The organism is Ruegeria sp. CDSC051 (assembly GCF_059610665.1).
The window spans coordinates 1-17,897 of record NZ_JBXWOC010000007.1 but is presented as its reverse complement, the minus strand read 5'-3'; the positions used below and the strand labels follow the sequence as shown (position 1 = coordinate 17,897).

Sequence of the window (17,897 nt, the reverse complement as noted above, 5' to 3'; positions counted from 1 at the left end):
TATCATTGTCTCGCGACTGTCTTACTGGTGATGCTCTTCAACGAAGTTCGACGCGAAAGCCAATACGCCACGATGGCCAATACCCCGCAGATTACAAAGGTGAGCTGCATCCCGTTGGCAATAGCTTCAGCAGATGCTGCCTCGACTGTGCGGGCGCCAATCCCAAAGGAAAAGACCGTCCCCATGACAGAGGCGCCGAAAATAAGGCCCAAATTACGCGACAAGCCAAGCAGCCCTGAAACTGTCCCCCGCTGATCTGTCCGAACCCCCACCATGATCATGGTGTTGTTGGCGGCCTGGAACAACTGGTATCCCGGTGTCAGGATGCTGATTGCGCCAATGTAACCAATAACACCAAATGCGACTGGCAGGACCGCAAGTGCAAAGGTCCCGGTGGTCAGAGCAATGAGCCCAAGCGACAGAACACGCGCCGCCCCCCATGCATCCACAAGCCGACCCGATGGGACGCCGAGGAAGATCGATATGATTGGTCCGACCGACATGACAAGCCCCACTTTCGCCGCGCTCAGCCCAAGAGACTGCCCCAGAAAGAAGGGGCCTATCAGCAAAGTGGTCAACATCACATTTGCCACCAGAAAATTTGCCGCAAGGCCGGGGATAGCGCCGCTCTTTCGCAGTGCAGTTAGTCCGACCAGAGGTGTTATCCCAGAGGAAACACTCGCGGGCAAAAGCCGAACGGCCAAAATGGCCGTAGTCAGGCTCATCGGCACCAGGACAAAGAACACTCCTTGCCACCCGAGTTTTCCAATCAGCACCCCACCCAACGAAGGTCCCAGTGCAGTTCCGACCGCCGACATCGTGCCCAACAGGCCCATGGCTTGCCCGACACGCTCTGTTTCAAAAATATCGCGAACAAGTGCGACGGTCAGCACCATGAGGAATGCAGCACCAATTCCCTGAAGAGACCGCGCGGCACTCAACACCTTGAGATTGGGCGCCAAGCCGCAAAACGCAGAGGCCAGCGCGAAAAGTATAAGCCCGAAGATCAGCATCTGCTGTCGTCCAAAGCGGTCCCCAAGTCGTCCAGCCAGCACAGAGAACAGCGTCAGTGTCGCGAGATATGCGATCACCACCCATTGCACTTGATGTACCGGCGCCTTCAGGTCCTGGGCGATTGCAGGCAAGGCAATATTGGCAATGCTGGTGCCCAATGAGGCCAGCAGCATGGACAGGGAGAAACACAACAAAGCGCCGGGTCTCGTTGTCTTCAATGCATTTGATTTGATGTGCACCACTATTTTCCTCTTGTCGGAATCGCTACAGAAGGCGACGTTACGAATTCAAGTCGACTTGAGGTCAAGCATGAAACTTTTGGATATAGGCGAGGTGTCGAAAAAGACCGGCACCCCAACTTCAACGCTGCGTTACTATGATGAGCTTGGCCTGATTTCGTCTGTTGCGCGGCACGGGCTTCGTCGGCAGTTCACGCCGGATGTCTTATTGCAACTAGCCCTGATCACGATGGGCAAATCTGCGGGGTTTTCACTTGAGGAAATCTCGGGGATGTTCGGCCTTGATGGAACTCCGAATATCCCCCGGCAAGAGTTTCACATTCGTGCGGATGCGCTGGATCGGCAAATCCGCGAGCTGACGGCGCTGCGCGATACCCTGCGACATGTGGCGGATTGCCCGGCGCCATCGCATTTGGAATGCCCAACATTCAAACGGCTCATCGACCTCGCCCATCACCGGGGCACGAAGAAAGCCAGTGGCAGGTAGCGGCAAGCCAACTACGAATTTTTGGTATACCGCTGAAGGGTATGGTCGGCCCGCACCATTGGATGCAATGCCGATATTTAAGTGTCCGAAATACACTAATTCAGATCGAAGTGAGCGGCCAAACTGTCAATTATCATGTCAAGAACTTGGGCGCGGTCCGTTCCCCCAGGATCAGTGCAAACAGGATCGTCCTGCTCTTCGATCAAAATCGCTTCACCGGCGGGCTTACATAATCCAAGCGCGGTGAAATGCATTGCGGGCGCGATCGTCATCACAGCGGCCTGAGGAACCAGCGCCTCAAAATTGCTTCCCAGGGCGCTCGTGTCTGTTGCATTCAGCCTGTCGGCCCCTTCACCCAATCCAATCAGAAAAAGCGAGGCTGTCACGTCCCGCACATCCTTATGCGCAAGATCCCAAGTTAGTCCCGGATCAATGGCTGCGACGGCACTGACCCGTGGATCCTTGTAAGATGCCTCATATTTTTCCTGGTCGATTGCGGTTACATCGACGCCCTCTGCCGTCAACTTTGCGCAAAATTGTGACCCTGCCCCTGCGGCCTCGCAATAATCGAAAAATCCGTCACGATTGCCCTGGACGCCCGCAAGCGAAAGGGCTGTCCAGCCACCATAAGAGAAGCCCGTGGCGTAGATCCGTGAAGTGTCGATGAGGGGGGCGAAATCCGGGTCTTGCAGCGCGTGATCCAACGCGGCGGACATGTCCTGGGCGCGGGTCCAATGATTAAATGCGGTATCGAAATCCAAATCTAAGGTCGTGCTGCCTGGATGGTTTACTGCCACTACGATTGCACCTTGCGAGACCAACCCCGCACTAAGCCACGCCATTCGTGCATAATTGCCGCCCCATCCGTGTGAGAGAAGAACAACCGGATGTTGCCCTGGCACCGGCTTGGCGTTTTCGACTACTGCTGTTCCATAGAACACTGCATTTTCTGCAAACATAGTCTGGCGCTGACCTGCCGCAGGGAACATGACAGCCATTTGCATGTCCTGATCATGATGAGGTGCGGCAATCGTCAATTCGACGAGGCCGACATCTTGTGCAGCAATTTCCGTGCCCGCCGAAAGGGTCATGACGAGGGTAAGAAGAGGAAGTTTCATGGCGCGCCTTTTTTTGTAGGGTGGCATTAGTGTCGGCCTACATTCAGACGCTGTCGGGATTTCATACGACCTGAATCCGGTTTAAGGTCGCGCAGATCAGGATTTAGGTCCTATGACAGACGAAAACGGACCCCCCTGATGCCAGTTCTACCGATACCAATGATTACTGCCCTGCTGCTTTCGGGCTTTCTTTTACATCGCTTTCTGACCCGCAAAACCCATCCCACGCTTTTGGTCCTCATCGGATGCTGCGCTGCACAAAGTGCGGTTATCGCGCTTGTGCAATATTATGGCTTTACGGGTCTCAGGGTCGTTCAGCCCATTCTTGCGACTGTAATTGCCGCATCCGCGTGGCTGTCCTTTCGTCAGGCCTCGGTGGGTTATCTGCGCAGACAGGACTTGTATTTGCATGCGGTAGGTCCGGCCCTTGCGATAAGTTTTCTGGCAACCCGACCCGAAGCGCTGGACGTGTTGATCCCCTTTATCTTTGCGGCATACGGTATCGCCATCGCGTTTATGCTCTTGCGCGGCGAAGATAGTTTGCCCCATAGCCGCTTAGAAAACGGGCGCATGATTGTTTGGGTTTGGCGTGTTCTGGCAATCGCTTTGATCGCCTCAGCAGGCAGCGACATATTCATTGCAGCCCGCCTTGCATCAGGAGACACCGAGGTCTTGCTCTGGCTGCCAAGCCTGTTTTCCGCAATCACATTGCTCATATTAGGGGCGCTCAGCCTATCGCATGCAATCGAAAGCCAGAGCATTGGTTCTGACACGCGCGATGCGTATTCCAAGCAAGATAAAACCCGTGACACCGCTATTGTCGAAAAGCTCGACGCTTATATGGAAACACATAAGCCATATCTCGATCCCGATCTCACACTGGCCCGGTTGGCCCGAAAGTTGCAGGTTCCAGAAAAGCAGCTTTCAAGCGCAATCAACAAAGGCAAAAGCGAGAATGTGTCTCGCTACATCAATAGGCATCGGATATCTCACGCTTGCGCCGTAATGAAGACTGGAAAATCGGTGACCGAGGCGATGCTGGCCAGCGGGTTTAACACCAAGTCGAACTTCAACCGCGAGTTCTTAAGGGTGATCGGCGTCAATCCGCGTCGCTGGTTGAGGTCTCTTGTGGAAGTGCCCGATGAAAGGGTCAAAACCTAAGACGTTCTGGTGTACCAAGCATCCTTGCCACAGCTGCCGAACCTTGATTTAGGACATCGGCGTCAGAGCCGTGAAAGCCGTCAAACAGTGAGAATCCGATCTCTATTCTGTTTTCTGCCAGCATGATTATATTACTATCAGGAAAAACTGATGCTATGGTAATCCGAATTGAATTGGGTATTGCGCCGCGCCTGCTTGCAGAACCGGTTTGGACACGTGTAGCAAGACGTTGAAAGAATGAAATTGAAAAAACGCGACAAAGAAATGGCAACAAACCTGACGCAGGACCCACATTCCGTTCGTTCGGGTGACAGAGAGAAAGTTCTTGAAGTTGCCATCGGCCGCGAGGTTCGTGCCTTTCGCAAACAGCAGAACATAACGGTCGCAGAGCTGGCCCAGTTGACCGGCCTCTCGATTGGCATGCTGTCCAAGATCGAAAACGGAAATACGTCACCGTCCTTGACGACTCTGCAATCGCTGGCGGATGCGCTTTCGGTTCCTTTGACAAGCTTTTTTCGACAGTTTGAAGAACGCCGCGAGGCGGTTCATACAAAAGCAGGAGAAGGCGTCGAACTGGAGCGTGAAGGAACACGTGCGAACCATCAGTATAACCTGTTGGGACATATTGGTGCCAACGGATCCGGCGTGATCGTCGAACCGTATCTGATTACCCTGACCGCTGAATCAGATGTGTTCCCAACTTTCCAACATGGCGGGATCGAGACGATTTACATGCTGGACGGTGAGGTGGATTACCGCCACGGGGACCAGATTTACCCGCTAAAACCCGGCGATACCCTGTTCTTTGATGCAGATGCTCCGCATGGGCCCGAACGGCTTGTCAGCCTGCCGGCGCGGTATATATCAGTGATCAGCTATCCGCAGACAAACTGATCGGTTTGCGCAATAAGAAATCTGTGGGTCTGTCATAACCTTCGCGACTGCCCGTGCTTACGATCGTGAACCCCAGCCTCGAAAATACGCGATGGTTTTCAGTAAGTTCCACGCGTGTTTCCAGTTCCAGCGCAGGTAAGCCAAGCTCTACTGCACGGCGTGCAGCATGATCCACCAACCTGCGGCCGATACCCTGACCCCGCAATCCATCCTTCACCGCAAGCTTTCCAAGGTACAAACTGTCGGGCTTGGGCGTCAGAAACATACACGCGAAAAGTGGTCGCCCAACAGCCCAGATTTCGCCGCCACCCTGACAATGCACCTGCATTCCTTCCACGTTCAGACTATGGATAGAAGACGGAGGGTCGATCCGGGCATCCATGTACTGAAATGACCCGCGAAGCAGCGCAAGCACGTCATACAATGCAAAATCGTTACTCGAGATGAGCCAAGGCGCTTCGCCCGGATCAATCATATGAGTTGAGAAATTTCGCAAGTCTCGCTTACTTAGACAAAGGTGGTTCCGTTTCCAAATCCGGCCAGATCCCCGGAGACGTGGGCAACCCGTCGTCAAACTGGCTGAGATAGTCCAACATCATGGGGCGGTTATCGATGAACCCTTTATAGGTTGCCAGCTCGACCGGCAGGTCCCGGATGACCCGATGCAGACGGCGGCCCCATTTGGGAACGGTCATCAGGTCCTGAAAACTACACAGGTAGCAGCGGATCGGGAATACCAGGGCGTTGGATCGCGGCAGGCGGAAAAAGGTTTGCAACTCGACCCGCAGATACTGTTTGTGCGCTATGTTTTCAGGTGTCAGCGTCGTCTTCTGGATACCCCATTTGTGATAGTTCTCCGGGCTGGTATCCAGCAGCGGATTCACTGTCATAGTCCAATTCAGACGCCGTGCTGGGGCACCCTGTTGAATGTTCAGCAGGAATTTCAGGGCGCGTTGGAAAATGCCCATTTCATGGGCTTTGGGAACCGGCGCGTGCCATTCGAAAAAGTTCATTCCGATGTCAAAATCCAGGCTCCAATCCGCTTGGGTCGTCACCATTCCCGCGTCCATCCACAGCATCTCGTCACGCTGATCCAGCACGGCGAAATCACCCTGTGCCTGACGGGTGATGTATTCCATCGGCCCGTACGGAAGCGTGGTTTCGTCCATGAAGGTAAAGCTGTGATCAATGCCCATCGGTTTGTTGACCCAGCGCCACTGGTTGCCATTGCGATGCAGTTCGAACAGATCGGGATAGTCTTCGGATTTGCTGACCATGATCAGCTCCAGCAAGTCCCAACCGGCCAAAGTCATATGCGGCAGTGACTGGCAGCGCAACGGATCCTGATCCAATACCATGGCGCGGTCTTTCATCTCGGACACATAGTGTTCGTCGACGTCGAATCGCATCTCGTAGACCGATCCTTTGGGCCCGCCGCGATGCTGTTCCATGTTGACCGAATACATATAGCTGTCTTCGTGAAACGGAAACGGAAAGCGTTTGATCGCCCAGTCCGAGTTGTGAAACGTATAGTCATCGCGGAAGGATTCGTCGTTGAATTGAATGGTCATGTTGGGCCTCCTCTCAACGGTCCAGCACGAGGGACTTGCCCTCGAAGCGCGATACACAGGGCATGATTTTCTTGCCCGCGGCCTTTTCTTCGCCGGTCAGCCAGTGATCGCGGTGAACGAAATTACCTTCATGGTCGAGCACAACGGTTTCGCACTGACCGCAGGCCCCTCCGCGGCACAGATACGGTGCGTCCACGCCTTCACGTTCGATGGCCTCCAGCAGGCTTTCGTTTTCACCCACATGAATGACCTTATCCGATGCCGCCAAGCGCACCTCGAACGGTTTACCGGGCTGAGGCGCCAGGAACTCTTCGTAGTGCACGCAATCTTCGGGCCAGCCTTCGGCGGCAGCCGTGTTTCGGACCCAGTCGATCATGCCCTTTGGACCACACACATACACATGCGTTCCCAAGGGTTGCCCGCTGAGCAGATTTTTCAGATCGATCGCCTGGCTCTGATCGTCATAGTACAGATGGGTTTCGTTCGGATGCCTGTCTGTCAGTTGCTCAGCATAAGATGCCAAGGCAGTGTTTCGGCACGCGTAATGCAACTCCCAATGCCCGTGCAGCAATTCCAACTGTTTGATCTGCGCCAGAAACGGGGTGATCCCGATGCCACCGGCCAGAAACAGATGCTTGCGGGCGCGCAAGTCCAGTGAAAACAAGTTGACCGGATAGCTGATGGTCATCTCGTCGCCCAGCTTGACCTGGCGGTGCATGAACAGCGACCCCCCCCTGCCCTCATCATCGCGTCGAACCGAAATTGTATAAGATGACTGATCAAACGGATCCGACATCAACGAATAGGGGTTAAGCCGTGTAATGGCACCATCCTGCATTTCGACCACAGTATGTGCCCCGCCCGAAAAGGTTGGTAATGGCGCGCCGTCGATACGTTCGAACCTGAACCGCGTCACCAATTCGTTCAGCGGAGTGATCTCGGTCACCTTGACCTGAATTTTCTCAGCACCGCTCATTCGTAAATCCCCTTCGACTCGGGCACATTACCATGATCCTCGGCGTCGATACGGACGCCCTGATAGGCGGCAAGACGGCGTGAGTAGTGATCGCGCACAAACAGGTTTAGGCCGCAATGTGAACAGACAAACGGGTCAATCTCGACGTCTTCGGTGATGCCCTTGCAATGCACGCATTGCATCCGACGGGCGACCGATCCGCGATGTTCGGTCTGAATCGCCGTGTGTGGCAGACCCACAGCCATCACTTCATTCATGGCCTGCCCCATCATGCCTTCGGTGCCGGTCAGGTAGACCTGCAATCCCATATGCGCGTCCTCCAGAACCCGGCGAATGCGCGTCAGAGACGCCTCGAAAGACGGGCCTTCATAGAACTGAGCAGGGTTCAATGCCCTTAGCTTTTCTGCGAAATCCGTGCCTTTCGGGATATAGATCAGATGGGTTTTGGCCATCAGGTCAGGTGTTGCGATATCGAGAATGGCTTCGGCCCCTTCGGCCTCGGCTATCATGAGATGATGTTCGCCCTGGCGAACCTCTAGCGCGCCCCAGACCGGGCGGCTTGCGATTGACTTGGGAAATTCGAACTTTGACATTGTGCCCTCAATAGGAAAAGGGCGCCACGGTGTGTCCGTCGCGCCCCCTGAAACTCAGCCCTTTGCGGTTCTGATCGATTTGTCCTGATCGTAGAACGGCATCTCTTCCGCAGTTGCCGTTATTTCTGTCCCATCGCCGTTGCGCACCGTCAGCTTGGTACCGGGTGATGCACATGCGACCGGCATCCGCGCGATACCCACATTGTGACCATTGATATCAGAATACATGCCGAAGGTGACAACGCCGACTTTCTCGCCGTTTTGCAGCAGATCCGCGCCTTCATCCGCCGGCGTCGTGCCGTTCAGTTTGACGCCATAGATCTTAAACCGCTCTTTGCCTTGCGATGCATAGTGGTTCTCGGCGCCGATAAAGCCGGTTTTTCCAGGTGAGACAGTGAAATCCAGGCCCAGTTCCCACAGTGTATCACCACAGGTATCGCCATCGAACGGATAGGTTTCGGAATTGTCGCCGGGGTAAAACAGCAGGTAGCTTTCGGTGCGCAACAGGTCGAGCGTCGAAAACTGGACCGGGACGATGCCCATATCCTTGCCATCAACCAGAATGCTGTCCCACAAGTGAACGGCGTGCTTGGCCTGACAGAAGATCTCATACCCGCGCTCGCCGGTATAGCCGGTCCGCGAAATCATCACCGGGCAGCCATATAGCTTGGTCTGCATGATGCCGAAATAGGCCAGATCGCGAATTCCGGGGATGTGCTTAGCCAGGAAGTCTACAGCCACCGGACCCTGCAGCGACATGTCATGCATGTCATCATCAAAGATGACCGAACAATTCTTACCCGCCGCCACGGATGTCAGCTGCTCCATTCCGGTGCCTGTGCCATGCACCACCAGCCACGTGTTCACCGACAGGCGATAGATGATGCAATCATCAACAAACTTGCCTTCGGCATTCAGGATCGAGGCATAGGTCGACCGCCCCGGCATGATCTTTTCGACGTTCCGCGTGGTGACACGATCAATGACATAGGCGGCATCCTCACCAACCACGTGAACCTTTTTCAAACCGGAAACATCCATAAGACCAGCTTTGGTCCGAATTGCTTCGTAGTCAGCTTTGGCGCGTTCAGGGCTTTGGTCATAGAACCAAGCAGTCCCCATCCCGTTCCAGTCTTCAAGCTCGCCGCCGATCTCGGCGTGGCGCTGCGCAAGGGCCGACGTCCTCCAAAGAATGGCCATGGTTCGGTTCTCCCGTTGATCGTTTTTGTTGCCCATATTGAGGCCGATGTTGGGTTGAAAATCAACACTTGTGTGCAGAATTTTTTCCTGTTGGGAATATTTGCCTGCAATTTTTGCACCCTAAAAGCATCCGGGAGTATTGATATTTCTTTTCTTTATCTGTGGCTTAGTGCGTTTTTGGACGTGAGAGGACATACCTCAAGCACAGACCTTAAAGATGTTTGCCCCACATATCTATTGACAGGTCGCCAATGAGATTGTCCCCTTAGTATACAATTATTCCCAGCAGGAAATGCTTCGCAGAAAGACCTCCTGCTGCAACAACAGGGAGACTACGAAGTGGATGGCAATCTAAATGCACTTACGACGGTCTTTACCGAGTTTTATTACTGGGTAACGGTCGTCTTCATGTTCCTCATCCATGTGGGCTTTTGCATGTACGAAGTCGGCGCCAGCCGGGCCCGTAACCATATGCACACATTGATGAAAAACATCATGATCATCCCGCTGGTGACGGTCACGTTCTTCTTCTTTGGATGGTGGATCTACTGGGCGTTCCCGAACTTTCCGTTCTGGGGCGGTCTCGACACCGAAGCAGGTGCCGCAAATCTACCGTGGGCGAACACAATGGCAACCAATTTGGACGACAGAATCACAGGGGTCTTCTGGGCCGCGTTCCTTCTGTTCTCGTGGACAGCTGCCTCGATTGTTTCTGGTTCAGTGATCGAACGGATCAGGTCATCGGCTTTGTGGGTCCATGCAGTCATGATCGGGTCCGTCTGGTGGATCATCGACGCTGCTTGGGGCTGGCACTATGGTGGCTGGATGGTGCGCATCTTGGGGTATCACGATGCATATGCGTCAGGCGTTATCCATGCAATCGCAGGTGGTTACGCACTTGGTGTGATCATGGTACTGGGTCCACGACTTGGCAAGTTTGCCAAAGATGGAACGCCGCGGGATATTCCTCCGCATAATCCATGGTTGCTGACCATCGGAATTTTCCTGATCTATACCGGGTTCTGGGGCTTCTATGCCGCCTGTAACGTTCCGGTAATCTCGCCCGAGGTTATCGACGGTCAGATCGTTGGCGCCACCTGGACTGCAACCAACATCTATCTGGCCCCGACCACGCTGTCGGCGATTACCTTTAACTTCCTGATGTCGCTGTCGGGTGGGTTGATGGCAGCCTATGTCGTTTCGAAGGGAGATGCCTTCTGGACCTTCTCGGGCGGTCTGGCCGGTATCATCACCGCGTCTGCTGGAAACGATTTGTATCACCCGATCCAAGCGATGATCATTGCCGCAATCGGCGTCGTGATCGTCTATAATCTGCACTACTGGGTAGAGCGTCGGTTCAAGCTGGATGATGCTGTCGGTGCTGTAGCCGTGCATGGCTATGCAGGTGTCGTCGGGCTGGTCATCGCGGGCTTTGTCCTGTGGGGCGTGCCTTCGTCACCATATGAAGGTTATGCAACCATCAACCCAATCGGTCAGATCACGGGTGCCGTCATCATGTTCTTTGTCCTTGGGTTCCTGCCAGGCTGGGCTCTGGCGAAAATGCAATCCGCTGCCGGCGTACTGCGCATCCCGGAAGAAGTTGAACTTCAGGGTCTCGATTACGCTGAACACCATGCCTATGAGGACGCCAAAGCTGCCATTATCGAAGCCGATAAAGAAGAACTGGCCGCCCGTGGCGTAGCAGCGAAATGAGGGAGTAAGATATGTCTACGAATGGTTATACAAACTGGGCCGTGGATCTGGCCGAAGTCGGGCCGGTCTATCCCTTCCAAGGTTACGAAGTTCTAATGGTCATCATTGGTGTCGTCTTCTGGGTTGGCTGGCATCGCATCCAATTCGTCCGCGAAGCTGAGCACCTGGAAAAGGCGCGCCACACCGGTGACGAAGAAAAGGTGAAAGCACAGTTGGAGCGATATTGATCCAGCCTTGAATGCTTGCAATGGGCGCGAAAAACACAGGTCGCGCCCATTGCCTCTTAGGAAAAAAACTTTCCTATGATTATTGATGTCCCACTGATTTGTTGGTACCGTCGAATCATAATGAAACACATAAGGAGATCTGCCAGCCATGTGCGGAATTGTTGGATTATTCCTCAAAGACCAGTCTCTTGCGCCCCAACTGGGCAATATGCTGACAGACATGCTGATCACGATGACAGATCGTGGCCCCGATAGTGCCGGTATTGCAATCTACGGCTCTGAGTCCGATGGCAAAACCAAGATTACAGTTCAGTCCCCCAACCCCGAAACGGACTTTGTCGACTTGGCTGATGAGCTAGGCAAAAGTCTTGGCGTGACGGTTGGTCAGGCAGACAATGATACACATGCCGTCTTGGAAATTCCCGCCCGTCAGGTCGAAGCCGCGCGCGCCGCGCTGGCTGAAATCCGGCCGACGGTTCGTATCATGAGTCGTGGCGAAAGCCTCGAAATCTACAAGGAAGTTGGCCTGCCCAAGGATGTTGCAGACCGCTTCAGCCTCAGCGGCATGAGCGGCACTCATGGCATTGGACACACACGCATGGCGACGGAATCCGCCGTGACAACAATGGGCGCACATCCGTTCAACACGGGGTCCGATCAATGTCTGGTTCACAACGGGTCGCTGTCCAACCACAACTCGTTGCGCCGCAAGTTGCGCCGCGAAGGCGTTACCATCCAGACAGAGAACGACACCGAAGTTGGTGCCGCATACCTGACCTGGAAAATGATGAATGGCGCCACTTTAGGTGAAGCTCTGGAATCCAGCATTGATGATCTGGACGGGTTTTTCACCTTTGTAGTAGGGACCAAAGACGGGTTTGGCGTCGTACGTGACCCAATCGCTTGCAAGCCTGCAGTGATGGCAGAAACGGATCAATATGTTGCCTTTGGCAGCGAATACCGCGCCTTGGTGAACCTGCCAGGAATCGAAGACGCCCGAGTTTGGGAACCTGAACCGGCCACCGTATATTTCTGGTCGCACAACGACAGTCCAACAACCCACGAAAAGGCCGCCTGAAATGCAGACCTATGATTTAGAGGCAGACGGACTGCGTGGATTGAACTCGTCCCTGCAGGCGCAAAACGCCGAGACCAACCAAACCAGCTGGGAAATTGTAAATCCAAAAGGCAGCCATGCGATTGCTGTCGGACTGGACGCGCCGATCGAAGTGACGGTCAAGGGGTCTACCGGGTACTATTGTGCCGGCATGAACCAACAGGCGACCATCAAGGTTCACGGCTCAGTTGGTCCGGGTGTGGCTGAGAATATGATGTCCGGCCAGGTCATCGTCGATGGCGACGCCAGCCAGTATGCCGGGGCCACAGGCCATGGTGGGTTGCTGGTCATCAAGGGCAACGCAAGCTCGCGCTGCGGTATTTCGATGAAAGGTATCGACATCGTGGTGCATGGCAATATCGGCCACATGTCCGCCTTCATGGCACAGGCAGGAAATCTGGTCGTCTGCGGAGATGCGGGCGATGCGCTGGGGGATTCACTCTACGAGGCACGGCTGTTCGTGCGTGGTTCGGTCAAAAGCCTCGGTGCTGATTGCATCGAGAAAGAAATGCGCCCTGAGCATCTGGATATTCTGAGGGATCTGCTGGACCGCGCTGGCAGCGACGCCAAGCCGGAAGAGTTCAAACGCTATGGTTCGGCTCGTCAGCTTTACAATTTCGACATCGACAATTCCGCAGCTTACTGAGGAAGAAGGGTATGAAAGATATGGACGATCAGATCCCCCGCACCCTGCCGATTCAGTCGGCGACATTTACCAATCCGATCAATGCTGAGATCCGTCGCGCCGCTGCGACAGGTATCTATGACATTCGTGGCGGTGGCGCCAAACGGAAAGTTCCTCATTTCGACGATCTACTCTTTCTGGGTGCGTCGGTGTCGCGCTATCCGTTGGAAGGCTATCGGGAACGTTGCGATACCTCAGTTACGCTGGGCACACGCTTTGCCAAGAAACCGATCGAACTGGACATTCCGATCACCATTGCGGGTATGAGCTTTGGGGCTCTGTCCGGGCCAGCGAAAGAAGCTTTGGGCCGCGGCGCATCAGCTGCGGGCACGTCAACAACCACTGGTGATGGCGGCATGACGCCCGAGGAACGTGGCCACTCAACCAAGCTGGTGTATCAATACCTGCCCTCACGCTATGGCATGAATCCCAACGATCTGCGCAAGGCTGATGCGATTGAGATTGTGGTTGGCCAAGGCGCCAAACCCGGCGGGGGCGGTATGTTGTTGGGTCAAAAGATCAGTGACCGTGTGGCCGAGATGCGGACCCTGCCCAAAGGCATTGACCAACGGTCCGCTTGCCGCCATCCAGACTGGACAGGGCCGGACGACCTTGAGATCAAGATCCTCGAACTTCGGGAAATCACTGATTGGCAAGTACCTATCTATGTGAAAGTTGGCGCCACGCGCCCCTACTACGACACTGCATTGGCAGTGAAAGCCGGGGCGGACGTTGTCGTCATGGATGGCATGCAGGGCGGCACCGCTGCGACGCAAGACGTATTCATTGAACATGTCGGGTTGCCAACACTGTCATGCATCCGCCCTGCCGTTCAGGCATTGCAGGATCTGGGCGTACATCGTGAGGTTCAGTTGGTCATCTCGGGCGGCATTCGCACCGGGGCCGATGTGGCCAAGGCATTGGCACTGGGTGCAGATGCAGTTGCCATTGGCACGGCTGCTCTGGTGGCCCTTGGGGACAACGATCCCAAATGGGAATCCGAATACCAGAAGCTGGGCACAACCACTGGCGCTTATGACGATTGGCACGAAGGTCAGGACCCGGCAGGGATCACCACGCAAGACCCCGACCTGGCTTCGCGTCTTGACCCGGTTGCTGCGGGTCGCAGGCTGCGCAACTATTTGAAGGTGATGGCGCTTGAGGCCCAAACCATCGCGCGTGCATGTGGCCACAATCACCTGCACAATCTGGAACCTGAAGACCTGTGTGCCCTGACAATGGAGGCGGCCGCCATGGCGCGAGTCCCTTTGGCGGGCACCAGTTGGTACCCGGGCAAGGAAGGGTTCTGAACCGATGCTGCGCGGCTCCCTGATGGGGGCCGCGTTTTTGCTTTGAAAAACTAGAATTCAACAGGGAAAGGAAAGCAATCGTGACGACAGATCTCGCAGCTTTCGCAAAAGAAAAAGGCGTCAAATACTTCATGATCTCGTTCACCGACCTGTTCGGTGGACAACGGGCCAAGCTTGTGCCAGCGCAGGCGATTGCCGACATGCAGCAAGATGGTGCGGGCTTTGCCGGGTTCGCCACCTGGCTGGATATGACACCGGCTCATCCTGACATGCTGGCAGTTCCAGACCCATCATCGGTCATTCAGCTGCCCTGGAAGCCCGAAGTGGCTTGGGTTGCTGGCAACTGCGTTATGGAAGGCAGCGATGTCGCGCAAGCCCCTCGTAACGTATTGCGCCGCCTGATCGACGAAGCTGCAAGCGAAGGAATGCATGTCAAAACCGGTATCGAAGCCGAGTTCTTCCTGATGACGCCGGACGGAGAACAGATTAGCGATCCTTTTGATACAGCTGAAAAGCCTTGCTATGACCAACAGGCCGTGATGCGCCGGTATGATGTCGTGCGTGAAATCTGTGACTACATGCTGGAACTGGGCTGGGGACCTTATCAGAACGACCACGAGGACGCCAACGGCCAGTTCGAGATGAATTGGGAATTTGACGACGTTCTGCGCACTGCTGATAAACACTCTTTCTTCAAGTTCATGACCAAATCGGTAGCTGAAAAACACGGTCTGCGTGCGACGTTCATGCCAAAACCGGTGGAAGGCCTGACCGGTAATGGCTGTCATGCGCATATCTCGGTCTGGGATGCGCCAGGCGATGCGGCCAAGACCAACGTGTTTGCAGGCGAGGGCGACGGCCCGACCGGTGAGGTTGGTCTGGGAGAGCGTGGCAAGCACTTCCTCGGTGGCATCATGAAGCACGCGTCAGCACTGGCCGCGATCACCAACCCCACGGTGAACAGCTACAAACGCATCAACGCGCCGCGGACGATGTCGGGTGCTACATGGGCGCCCAACACCGTGACATGGACGGGCAACAACCGGACTCACATGGTGCGTGTGCCCGGCCCCGGGCGGTTTGAATTGCGTCTGCCGGACGGAGCAACCAACCCCTACCTGCTTCAGGCCGTGATCATTGCGGCTGGACTGTCAGGTATCCGATCCAAAGCAGACCCTGGCAAGCGCTGGGATATCGATATGTATGCCGAAGGCCATAAAGTGCGCGGAGCACCAAAGCTGCCGTTGAACATGCTTGATGCACTGCGCGAATACGACAAAGACAAAGACCTGAAGGGCATGATGGGCGCCGAATTCTCGTCTGCTTTCCTGAAGATGAAGCATCAGGAGTGGAATTCCTTCGTGTCGCATTTCTCGCGCTGGGAAAAGGAAAACACGCTGGATATCTGATCCGGTAAAACTGGAAGACATCGAGGTTGCGGCCTGTGCCGCGGCCTTGTTGTTCATTCACCAACAACGATCACGCCGGGATGTTTTTTCAGTCAACACGCGCCGGGCGAAGATCGAGGCGCGTCTTTTGCACACATATCGTCAAACGGGGATACCGTTGAAATTGTGCGCCTTTAAGACGGGAACCCAATCCCCGCATTGCACAGCTGCTTTAGGCGGCCCCATGGTTGTCTGGGAAATCGGAACCATCCCTGGCTTGCGGCCGAAAAGCAGTCAATCAGGGCATGGGCTAAGGGTGCTGTGCAAAAGATGACACCTAATCGACGATATCGCGATCGAGCAAATCTTTATGACGTTCAACACTTTAGACCAGCTTCATCTAATCTCAACGTCGGTTGTTTGACGACTGATTTCGAGACCCTGCAAATAGCCTATTCTGGGACTTCTTGTCCTTTTTTCCTATCCACCTCGATGCGCCAGTCGGGAACGTCGTTAACAAGCATCAATGCCGCACGTCGCAGGGAGGTTCGCATCTTTTCCACCGTCGGGCCACGCAGTTCACAATCTTTCAAAGCGGCATCAAAGGTTTCCAGCCAAAGCTCTGCATCGGCCTCGCGAATAGGCACATGGGCATGTATTTCCCGTAAATCCATGTGGCCAAATCGTTCCCGGTAATAAGCTCGCCCGCCCAAAAAACCGCTGAGGAACTCGAACTGCGCTTGTCTTGTATGGTTCAATCCGTGACCCCGAAAATGCAGCCGGTGCAAGGAATACACAGCCGGATCGGCCTCCATTCGATCATAAAATTGTTCGACAAGCGCGCGCAGGCTCTCTTCGCCTCCAAGTTGATCCAAAGCCGAGGACATAGTGGATTCTCCGGGTCTCCATTGCCTAATTTATTGCATAACAGGAATATTAGTTTATCAACAGTGACATCTTGGCGCTGTTGATATCTGGGACCGAACACATGCCAATATGGTCGACACTACAACAATCTTCCCTTACATGAGCGCCCTTGCACTCGGGTTGCTAGCTGCGTTGTGCTGGGGCATTCATGATCTCTCGGTCCGCTATATCAGCCAGTCCGTCAGCGTGGTCGCCTCGCTTATGTTTGTTTTGCTCTTTGGTGCCATCCTGCAGATCGGGATGGTTGCAGCCTGGGGCGACATCAACCCCATGTCGGGCAACGCGATGGCTTATGCGATTGCAGCAGGTTTTTTTTACCTCTTGGCCGGGCTCAGCATGTACGAGGCTTTTCATCGGGGGCCCGTGCGCTTGGTTGCGCCGCTAGTTGCCAGCTATCCGGTCTTGTCCGTCACCGTCGCAATTTGGCGCGGCTCGACTGTCAGTGCATGGCACTGGTTGGCCGTAATTGCGATCGGCCTCGGAGTATCCATCGTCGCAGCCCGCTCAGACAAAACCGAGACAACCTACCCTGCCCGTGGCCCAACCATTGTCTTGTCTTTGCTGGCCGCAACCGGGTTCGCCGCAGCATTTGCCCTGGGGCAATACGCGGCAGAGATCAGCGACGAATACACCGTGTCTCTAATCGGTCGACTTACGGCAATTCTGGTTCTGGCAGCGATAGCTTTTGCGTCTCGCAAGTCGATTTGGCCCGGCACAAAAGCACTGCCCCTTTTGTGCTTAATGGGTTTACTGGATGCGGTCGCAATTCTCAGTGTGGTCGCGGCCGGTAGGTTGCCCAATGCCCAATATGCATCCGTCGCGGCTTCGGTTTTTGGACTACTGACTGTTGTCCTTGCCTGGGCAATCTTGAAAGAGCGTATGTCACCAAGCCAGTGGCTTGGTTGTGTCGTCGCGTTTGCCGGAATCGGCTATCTCGCGCTCTGAGGACGGCCTTGCGAATTGACGTGCCTGATGGGCTGCAGCCGGGCTGTTTGGCAGGCACTCAATCTCGCCTGAGCGTGGCGGTCCGGATTCACACAACGCTCGTAGTAGGGGGATCGGAGGGAATTGGGAGGCGACACGCCAATGGATACGATCACCATGCACAAGTTACGACCTAGAAGGTCGCCAATACCTACCTAAATCAGAACGGAAAAAAGAACAGCCGCAGTTTGAACAGCGGCGGCCTCGTTTTAAGCCGTCAGGCCTTCTGGTTCGGGGAGTTTGTTTGCGCGGCATGCGGCGGTCAGGGTGTTGGCCAGCAGGCATGCGATTGT

18 protein-coding genes are annotated in these 17,897 nt (G+C 54.9%); 10 read left to right on the top strand and 8 right to left on the bottom strand.

What is annotated here, in order from left to right; all coding sequences use genetic code 11:
• Nucleotides 1-2: 2 nt before the first annotated feature.
• A complete protein-coding gene (locus AC2FH0_RS15720; protein ID WP_496789767.1) occupies nt 3-1,253 on the bottom strand; it encodes an MFS transporter in 1,251 nt (416 codons plus the stop codon).
• 70 nt (nt 1,254-1,323) lie between these two features.
• Between AC2FH0_RS15720 and AC2FH0_RS15715 the strand changes: the two genes are divergently transcribed.
• Complete coding sequence (locus AC2FH0_RS15715) at nt 1,324-1,740, top strand: helix-turn-helix domain-containing protein (protein ID WP_496789766.1); 417 nt, start codon at nt 1,324-1,326, stop codon at nt 1,738-1,740.
• Between the two features lie 95 nt (nt 1,741-1,835).
• Here AC2FH0_RS15715 and AC2FH0_RS15710 read toward each other — a convergent pair whose 3' ends face one another.
• Nucleotides 1,836-2,858 (bottom strand): alpha/beta hydrolase family protein, encoded by a 1,023-nt coding sequence (locus AC2FH0_RS15710; protein ID WP_496789765.1) that lies wholly within the window; start codon nt 2,856-2,858, stop codon nt 1,836-1,838.
• Between the two features lie 138 nt (nt 2,859-2,996).
• Here AC2FH0_RS15710 and AC2FH0_RS15705 point away from each other — a divergent pair, with 138 nt between their 5' ends.
• Together AC2FH0_RS15705 and AC2FH0_RS15700 are read left to right on the top strand one after the other, a co-directional pair.
• Nucleotides 2,997-4,019, top strand: coding sequence for a helix-turn-helix domain-containing protein (locus tag AC2FH0_RS15705; protein ID WP_496692830.1), 1,023 nt, complete (start codon nt 2,997-2,999; stop codon nt 4,017-4,019).
• A gap of 237 nt (nt 4,020-4,256) precedes the next feature.
• Nucleotides 4,257-4,913, top strand: a complete 657-nt coding sequence (locus AC2FH0_RS15700) for a helix-turn-helix domain-containing protein (protein ID WP_496692831.1) — start codon at nt 4,257-4,259, stop codon at nt 4,911-4,913.
• On the opposite strand, the gene AC2FH0_RS15695 is transcribed toward AC2FH0_RS15700, so the two are convergent.
• Genes AC2FH0_RS15695 through AC2FH0_RS15675 form a run of 5 tightly spaced genes read right to left on the bottom strand, consistent with a single transcriptional unit; the run spans nt 4,891 to nt 9,253 of the window.
• The gene (locus tag AC2FH0_RS15695) at nt 4,891-5,388 is read right to left on the bottom strand and encodes a GNAT family N-acetyltransferase (protein WP_496692832.1); all 498 of its coding nucleotides are present in this window, start codon (nt 5,386-5,388) and stop codon (nt 4,891-4,893) included. The genes AC2FH0_RS15700 and AC2FH0_RS15695 overlap by 23 nt on opposite strands.
• 28 nt (nt 5,389-5,416) lie before the next feature.
• On the bottom strand, nt 5,417-6,484 hold the full coding sequence (locus AC2FH0_RS15690) for a heme-dependent oxidative N-demethylase family protein (RefSeq protein ID WP_142638490.1): 1,068 nt from the start codon (nt 6,482-6,484) through the stop codon (nt 5,417-5,419).
• 13 nt (nt 6,485-6,497) lie between these two features.
• Nucleotides 6,498-7,460, bottom strand: a complete 963-nt coding sequence (locus AC2FH0_RS15685; protein ID WP_281973362.1) for a PDR/VanB family oxidoreductase — start codon at nt 7,458-7,460, stop codon at nt 6,498-6,500.
• Nucleotides 7,457-8,053 carry a dimethylamine monooxygenase subunit DmmA family protein gene (locus AC2FH0_RS15680; RefSeq protein ID WP_496692834.1) on the bottom strand — a complete coding sequence of 199 codons (597 nt, stop codon included), beginning with the start codon at nt 8,051-8,053 and terminating at the stop codon, nt 7,457-7,459. The genes AC2FH0_RS15685 and AC2FH0_RS15680 overlap by 4 nt, the downstream gene beginning before the upstream one ends.
• Nucleotides 8,054-8,107: 54 nt before the next feature.
• Entirely contained in the window at nt 8,108-9,253 is a 1,146-nt protein-coding gene (locus AC2FH0_RS15675; protein ID WP_496703398.1) for an aminomethyl transferase family protein, read from the bottom strand.
• A 339-nt stretch (nt 9,254-9,592) separates the two neighbouring features.
• Here AC2FH0_RS15675 and AC2FH0_RS15670 point away from each other — a divergent pair, with 339 nt between their 5' ends.
• From AC2FH0_RS15670 to glnT, 6 genes are all read left to right on the top strand, one after another.
• On the top strand, nt 9,593-10,966 hold the full coding sequence (locus AC2FH0_RS15670) for an ammonium transporter (RefSeq protein WP_271951763.1): 1,374 nt from the start codon (nt 9,593-9,595) through the stop codon (nt 10,964-10,966).
• 11 nt (nt 10,967-10,977) lie between these two features.
• Nucleotides 10,978-11,193, top strand: a complete 216-nt coding sequence (locus AC2FH0_RS15665; RefSeq protein ID WP_142638480.1) for a hypothetical protein — start codon at nt 10,978-10,980, stop codon at nt 11,191-11,193.
• A gap of 148 nt (nt 11,194-11,341) precedes the next feature.
• Nucleotides 11,342-12,271: a class II glutamine amidotransferase gene (locus tag AC2FH0_RS15660; protein ID WP_496789763.1), complete on the top strand. Its 930-nt coding sequence runs from the start codon at nt 11,342-11,344 to the stop codon at nt 12,269-12,271.
• A 1-nt stretch (nt 12,272) separates the two neighbouring features.
• Entirely contained in the window at nt 12,273-12,956 is a 684-nt protein-coding gene (locus AC2FH0_RS15655) for a protein GlxC (RefSeq protein ID WP_496678512.1), read from the top strand.
• 20 nt (nt 12,957-12,976) lie between these two features.
• Nucleotides 12,977-14,305, top strand: a complete 1,329-nt coding sequence (locus AC2FH0_RS15650; protein ID WP_496678521.1) for an FMN-binding glutamate synthase family protein — start codon at nt 12,977-12,979, stop codon at nt 14,303-14,305.
• Between the two features lie 80 nt (nt 14,306-14,385).
• Complete coding sequence (gene glnT, locus AC2FH0_RS15645; protein ID WP_142638474.1) at nt 14,386-15,714, top strand: type III glutamate--ammonia ligase; 1,329 nt, start codon at nt 14,386-14,388, stop codon at nt 15,712-15,714.
• A 431-nt stretch (nt 15,715-16,145) separates the two neighbouring features.
• Here the strand turns inward: glnT and AC2FH0_RS15640 are convergent, their stop codons facing one another.
• Entirely contained in the window at nt 16,146-16,580 is a 435-nt protein-coding gene (locus AC2FH0_RS15640; protein WP_496708238.1) for a group II truncated hemoglobin, read from the bottom strand.
• A gap of 139 nt (nt 16,581-16,719) precedes the next feature.
• On the opposite strand from AC2FH0_RS15640, the gene AC2FH0_RS15635 reads away from it, so the two are divergent.
• Nucleotides 16,720-17,565 carry an EamA family transporter gene (locus AC2FH0_RS15635; RefSeq protein WP_142638470.1) on the top strand — a complete coding sequence of 282 codons (846 nt, stop codon included), beginning with the start codon at nt 16,720-16,722 and terminating at the stop codon, nt 17,563-17,565.
• Nucleotides 17,566-17,897 lie beyond the last annotated feature (332 nt).

Bases quoted from the DNA above. Each gene is read 5' to 3' on its own strand.
- AC2FH0_RS15715 (WP_496789766.1), top strand. From the start codon at position 1,324: ATGAAACTTTTGGATATAGGCGAGGTGTCGAAAAAGACCGGCACCCCA.
- AC2FH0_RS15710 (WP_496789765.1), bottom strand. From the start codon at position 2,858: ATGAAACTTCCTCTTCTTACCCTCGTCATGACCCTTTCGGCGGGCACG.
- AC2FH0_RS15705 (WP_496692830.1), top strand. From the start codon at position 2,997: ATGCCAGTTCTACCGATACCAATGATTACTGCCCTGCTGCTTTCGGGC.
- AC2FH0_RS15700 (WP_496692831.1), top strand. From the start codon at position 4,257: ATGAAATTGAAAAAACGCGACAAAGAAATGGCAACAAACCTGACGCAG.
- AC2FH0_RS15695 (WP_496692832.1), bottom strand. From the start codon at position 5,388: ATGATTGATCCGGGCGAAGCGCCTTGGCTCATCTCGAGTAACGATTTT.
- AC2FH0_RS15690 (WP_142638490.1), bottom strand. From the start codon at position 6,484: ATGACCATTCAATTCAACGACGAATCCTTCCGCGATGACTATACGTTT.
- AC2FH0_RS15685 (WP_281973362.1), bottom strand. From the start codon at position 7,460: ATGAGCGGTGCTGAGAAAATTCAGGTCAAGGTGACCGAGATCACTCCG.
- AC2FH0_RS15680 (WP_496692834.1), bottom strand. From the start codon at position 8,053: ATGTCAAAGTTCGAATTTCCCAAGTCAATCGCAAGCCGCCCGGTCTGG.
- AC2FH0_RS15675 (WP_496703398.1), bottom strand. From the start codon at position 9,253: ATGGCCATTCTTTGGAGGACGTCGGCCCTTGCGCAGCGCCACGCCGAG.
- AC2FH0_RS15665 (WP_142638480.1), top strand. From the start codon at position 10,978: ATGTCTACGAATGGTTATACAAACTGGGCCGTGGATCTGGCCGAAGTC.
- AC2FH0_RS15660 (WP_496789763.1), top strand. From the start codon at position 11,342: ATGTGCGGAATTGTTGGATTATTCCTCAAAGACCAGTCTCTTGCGCCC.
- AC2FH0_RS15655 (WP_496678512.1), top strand. From the start codon at position 12,273: ATGCAGACCTATGATTTAGAGGCAGACGGACTGCGTGGATTGAACTCG.
- AC2FH0_RS15650 (WP_496678521.1), top strand. From the start codon at position 12,977: ATGGACGATCAGATCCCCCGCACCCTGCCGATTCAGTCGGCGACATTT.
- AC2FH0_RS15640 (WP_496708238.1), bottom strand. From the start codon at position 16,580: ATGTCCTCGGCTTTGGATCAACTTGGAGGCGAAGAGAGCCTGCGCGCG.
- AC2FH0_RS15635 (WP_142638470.1), top strand. From the start codon at position 16,720: ATGAGCGCCCTTGCACTCGGGTTGCTAGCTGCGTTGTGCTGGGGCATT.